Annotated in this window: 1 protein-coding gene; it reads right to left on the reverse strand. The window is 52.9% G+C overall.

Annotated features, from left to right (window positions below):
• Nucleotides 1–13: 13 nt before the first annotated feature.
• On the reverse strand, nt 14–964 hold a 951-nt coding region (locus tag FYC48_RS22275), incomplete at its 5' end, for an IS4 family transposase (RefSeq protein WP_235034372.1).

Consider the following 964-nt stretch of genomic DNA (forward strand, 5'->3'; position numbering starts at 1 on the left):
TGGGCATTGGTATCTACACAAGTGCGAAGGGGAGAGCTTTGGCTTTGAGCCGTTTGAGTGTACCTATATCGACGTCGGGTGACTCCAAAATATCGGTCACCGAAAGTAGTACCATCATTCCCGCCAATAATGCTGGCGGAGTCGACTCGACACCATACTTCATCTGTCGCCCGCTCAGTCGAATCAGAATGCGTTTTGTCTCGGCAGCTTCGTCGCTCCTATCGTTTTGTAGTTGCATCACGGCAACGCATGCCATCGATGCAACCAAAATTCGACGCGCAATCGCCTCACCGCTCTGCTGTTGCCACAGCTCCAATTCCTGGCCGTGGCTCTTGAGCAGCTTGAAATACGTCTCGATTAGCCAACGCCAGTAGTACCATAGAGCGATTTGGTAGCCGCTGATTGATGCATCAAACACATTGCAAAGAAGCGTCCACTGCGCTAGCACGTAATCGTTCTCGTCAAGCAATCGCGTGACCACCAAACGTACTCGGATTGGATCGCCGCTGACCTGACGCTTTTCACCATCGATCACTTCGCTGTGCGGGCGATGCAGGACGACCTCTGTTTCAGCGACCTCCTGAGTCACCGTTTTGCCGTGATAAAGTGCATCACCGCAGGCCTCAAAAAGAATTTCGCGATCAAAATGCTCTTCGATTTCGGAAAGCAAAACACTTTCATCATTCCACTTCACTCGGCGATCATCGCAACGAACGAGAAACAGATGCCCCTTTTGGTCCCACTGACGCATCCGCCCTAGTGTGTCGGCTTCTCGATCGATCACATGGACGACCTTACGGTCCAGGCCCCAATCACCGGACTCGTTCATCGTGGGCGTCACTTCGTCGAGACGATGGTCGTCCATCGCCGGCCGATCGATTGCCGTTGAATGGACCGCGTTACCCGTTTTCAGATGCATCTGCATTGGAGCTAACGAAGCTCCGCTGGCAGCATCGATCAACAA

Source organism: Roseiconus lacunae (genome assembly GCF_008312935.1).
GTDB lineage: Bacteria > Planctomycetota > Planctomycetia > Pirellulales > Pirellulaceae > Stieleria > Stieleria lacunae.